The 3705-nt window shown below is 70.6% G+C and carries 6 protein-coding genes; all 6 read right to left on the bottom strand.

Annotated features, from left to right (window positions below; all coding sequences use genetic code 11):
- Positions 1-801, bottom strand: an 801-nt coding sequence (locus AC1DXV_RS32585; protein WP_477937622.1) for a tetratricopeptide repeat protein, incomplete at its 3' end; no start/stop codon positions are given.
- A 48-nt stretch (positions 802-849) separates the two neighbouring features.
- A complete protein-coding gene (locus tag AC1DXV_RS32580) occupies positions 850-1374 on the bottom strand; it encodes a CesT family type III secretion system chaperone (protein ID WP_477873667.1) in 525 nt (174 codons plus the stop codon).
- Positions 1371-2237 carry a hypothetical protein gene (locus AC1DXV_RS32575; protein ID WP_477937620.1) on the bottom strand — a complete coding sequence of 289 codons (867 nt, stop codon included), beginning with the start codon at positions 2235-2237 and terminating at the stop codon, positions 1371-1373. Before AC1DXV_RS32575 ends, AC1DXV_RS32580 begins: the two co-directional genes overlap by 4 nt.
- Entirely contained in the window at positions 2234-2494 is a 261-nt protein-coding gene (gene sctS / locus AC1DXV_RS32570) for a type III secretion system export apparatus subunit SctS (RefSeq protein ID WP_047505504.1), read from the bottom strand. The genes AC1DXV_RS32575 and sctS overlap by 4 nt, the downstream gene beginning before the upstream one ends.
- A 13-nt stretch (positions 2495-2507) precedes the next feature.
- On the bottom strand, positions 2508-3164 hold the full coding sequence (sctR, locus tag AC1DXV_RS32565) for a type III secretion system export apparatus subunit SctR (protein WP_477937618.1): 657 nt from the start codon (positions 3162-3164) through the stop codon (positions 2508-2510).
- A partial coding sequence (sctQ, locus tag AC1DXV_RS32560) for a type III secretion system cytoplasmic ring protein SctQ (protein WP_477937616.1) occupies positions 3142-3705 on the bottom strand: 564 nt, incomplete at its 5' end. The genes sctR and sctQ, both read right to left, overlap by 23 nt.

Raw genomic sequence — 3705 nt, 5'->3', positions numbered from 1 at the left:
CCGGCGCAGCGCGAGCAGCACGGTCGCGTCGTCGCCGATCGCGGTCGCGACCTGCGCGATGTTCTGCAGCACCTGGCCGCCATCGGGCTGGCTGCGCGGCGAATCGATGTGGCGCGCATCGGGCAGCACCGCCGAGGCGCGCGCGAATTCGGCCTGCGCGCCCTGCACGTCGCCCTGCTGCGCCAGCTGGCGGCCGCGCTCCAGCCGCATCAGCGCCTCGTTGTGGCGCAGGCTGATGTCGAGGTGGCGGTCGTTCGGCGCCCCGGGCGTGCCGACCGCCTGCGCGGCCACCGCGATCGCGCTGTCGAGGTCGCCGCCCAGGCGGTGCGCCATCGCCATCGCGGCCTGGCAGCGCGCCACGTCGGCGCGGTTGTCCATCAGCCGGAAGCGCTCGGCGGCCTCGGCGATCAGCGTCATCGCGCGCTCGTGCTCGCCGACCTCGAGCCAGCACTGGCCGCGCAGCAGCAGGATGCGGGTGGCGCGCCAGCGGTCGTCGCGGCGCTCGAAGCCCTGCTGCGCCTCCAGGCACAGCACGTAGGCGCGGTCGGGGCGGCGCGCCTGCAGCACCAGCGCGGCCGAGCGGAACAGCGTGCGCACGATCTCGCCGTCGTCGCCGCTCGCGCGCGCCAGCGCGATCGCCTCCTCGCACAGCGCCACCGCGTACGGGCCGTCGGCGCCGACACGCTCCATCGCCTTCAGCAGCCGCTGCTCGACCTCCGACGGCAACAGCCGCTCCGGCGCGGTGTGCGGCCAGAGCGTCGGGCGGTCTTCGAAGAAGTCGAGCGGGTCGCTGTCGGGCATGGAGCGGGATTGTGCAATGGGGAATCCCGGATTGGCATCCGGGCTACATCACGCCCGCAGCCAGAGGTAGTCGCCAGCCGAGATGGCCTCGAACATGTCGTCGGGCGCCTGCAGCAGGTGATCCTTCCAGTAGCGGCCGTGCTCGGCGTAGTGCGTCAGYGTCTCCATCAGCCAGCCGCCGTCGATGTCGTCGGTCATCGGAACGCGCACGATCAGCTGGGTCGATCCGGTGTCGGGATCCAGGCCGAGTTGCGCCTGGTCCTGCGCATAGACGAGCAGGTTCGATTCCAGCATCAGCCGGAAGATCGACAGCGTCCGCCCGGCCGTCGTGATGCCGTAGTCGAACTGGATGTACATCGCCTGCGGATCGTTCGACACGTGGTCGACGATCACGCTGAAGCCCTCGACCTCGACGCGCCGCGACTGCAGCACCGCCTGCACGTCCGGCAGGTCGAGCTCGGCGCACAGCGCCGTCAGCAGGCCGACGTAGCGCTCGTGGTCGGGATCGTCGCCGCCGGGCGCGTCGCCCTCGGCGCCTTCGGGCAGTTCGCCCTCGTTCATCTCAGCACTCATCGCTCGTTCCTCCTGGCCTGCACCAGCATCCTGGCAATGCTGAGTGCGGCCTGTTCCTCGGTGCGCGGCGCCTGCAGCTGCAGCAGCTTCATCGGCAGCATCCAGTGCAGCAACTTGATCGACATCGGGAAGCCCCCCTCGGGCAGCGCCGGCTTGAGGTAGTTCGCGACCAGGTAGTCGGCCACCGCCGCCAGCCCGCCGCTGTCGAGCCGGGCGCCGGCACGCGTGCTGCCGAGCAGCGCCAGGTTCAGCTTGCGCAGCGCACTCGCCGCGAGCGCGCCGTTGCCGGTCTCCGACGCCTTGTTGAGCTCGCGGTCGATCACGGTCTTCTGCACCACGCCCAGCATGCCCTTCTTGCAGCGCTGCAGCGGGATCTTCGAATCGAACACCCGGCGCGGCGAGCCGCCACGGCCCGGTTCATCCGATTTCTCCGACAGGCTGCGCGCGCGCGCCAGCTTGTCCTGGCGCGATTCCTCGCCGCCGCCGCGGTCCTCGTCATCGCCCGAATCCTGCGACTGGTCCTTCAGGTTGACGGCCTCGGTGCCGGCCTGCTGCGACTCCGCCGAGTGGAAATCGTGATCGTCGTCATCGCCCTGGATGCCGTTCGCACCGCGGCGCCGGCTCTTGCGCGCCTTGTGGGTGCTCGCCCGCTTGGGCCGCGCGCCCGGCCGGTTGCCGCCCACCTGGCGGYCCTGTCCGCCGGAGCGGTGCGGGCCGTGCTGGCCGTGGTGCTCGGGGCTCTGGTGCGCGGCCTGCGGCGTCGCCGCCGGCGCGGCATGCGCGGCGGTCGCGGCAGGCGCGACCGCCGCCGCGCGCGGCGCGACGACCGGCGTCATCCGGGTGAAGGAGCGCAGCATGTTCATTGCAGTGCCGCCTGGACCGCCTGCTGGGCGAAACCGAGCACCATCGAGGCGCCCCACGGTGCGGCGATCACCAGCGTGATCACCACCGCGATCAGCTTGGCGCCCTGCGAGATGGCCTGGTCCTGCAGCGAGGTGATCGCCTGCACGAAGGACACCAGCAGGCCCACCAGCGCCGCCACCAGCACCGCCGGCAGCGAGACCACCAGGCACAGCAGCATGGCCTGCGAGGTCAGTCGAACGATGTTGTCGTAGTCCATGGTCGTGGGCTCGCTATTTGTAGGTCAGCACCAGGCCGTGGATCAGCGTCGACCAGCCGTCCATCACGACGAACAGCAGCAGCTTGAACGGGATCGCCACCTGCGTCGGCGTCACCTGCGACAGGCCGAGCGCGAGCAGGATGTTCGCGATGATCAGGTCGACGACGACGAAGGCCAGGTACAGCAGGAAGCCGATCTTGAAGGCCGCGGTCAGCTCCGACAGCGTGAAGGCCGGGGCCAGCACGATCAGGTCGTCGGCCTTCAGCGCCCTCGCCCGCTCCGGCGGCCACACCGCGGCCGCCGATTTCAGGAAGAACGCCTTCTCGCGCGCCTGCGCATGCTTGTCGAGGAACTTGCGCACCGGCTCCTTCGCGACCTCCAGCACCTGGCCGATCTGGTCGGCGCTCGAGGGTGCGAAGCCCTCGGTCTTCATCTTGTCGTACGAATCCATCACCAGCGGCGCCATGATGTAGGCCGACACGATGATCGCGATGCCGTTGAGCACCATGTTGGGCGGCACCTGCTGCACGCCGAGCGCGTTGCGCAGCAGCCCCAGCACCACGACGATCTTGGTGTACGAGGTCACCATCATCGCGACGAAGGGCAGCACGCCGATCGCGAACGCGATGACGAGCAGCGGGAGCAGTTCACCCGTGGTGGTCTGCGTCATCGCGTGCCACCATGCGTGTGATGCGGGCGCCCAGCCGCGAACCGACCGCCACCAGTTCCGCATGGCCGATCACCTGGCCGCACGACACGAGGCGCAGCCGCGCCTCGGCCGCCGGCGCGCCGAGCTCGATCACGTAGCCGGGCTCGATCGCCTCCAGCTCCGACAGCGGCACCGACACGGTCTCGATCTCGAAACGCACCGGCAGTTCGAGCTCGCCGATCGCATCCGCTGGCTCGCCCGGTTCGGCGAGCAGGTCCTGGTCATCGTCCAACATCTGAAGTCCTCCTTCGACTGTCCATGAATTGCCTTGAATCCGCCCCGGCGCCGCCAGGCAGCGCGCACCGCGCGGCCCGAGCCTGAGCACCGCGGCGGCACCATCCAGCGCCTGCAGCTCCGCAGGCAGCAGCACCACGTCGCCGACCCGCAGCGAGCGCAGCACGTCGATCGACAGCGCGCGGCTCGCGATCACCGCGGCGCCCGGCAGGCGCAGCAGCGAGCGCCAGGCGCTCGGCTGGCCGTGCGGGCGCGCCGCACCGCGCAG

The sequence above is a fragment of the Rhizobacter sp. P3_C12 genome, assembly GCF_056402735.1.
The sequence above is the reverse complement of the archived record's forward strand: the minus strand, read 5'-3'. Positions and strand labels throughout refer to the sequence as shown.

Excerpts from the sequence above, each read along its gene's own strand:
- sctR (WP_477937618.1), bottom strand. The coding sequence starts at position 3,164 with ATGACGCAGACCACCACGGGTGAACTGCTCCCGCTGCTCGTCATCGCG.
- sctS (WP_047505504.1), bottom strand. The coding sequence starts at position 2,494 with ATGGACTACGACAACATCGTTCGACTGACCTCGCAGGCCATGCTGCTG.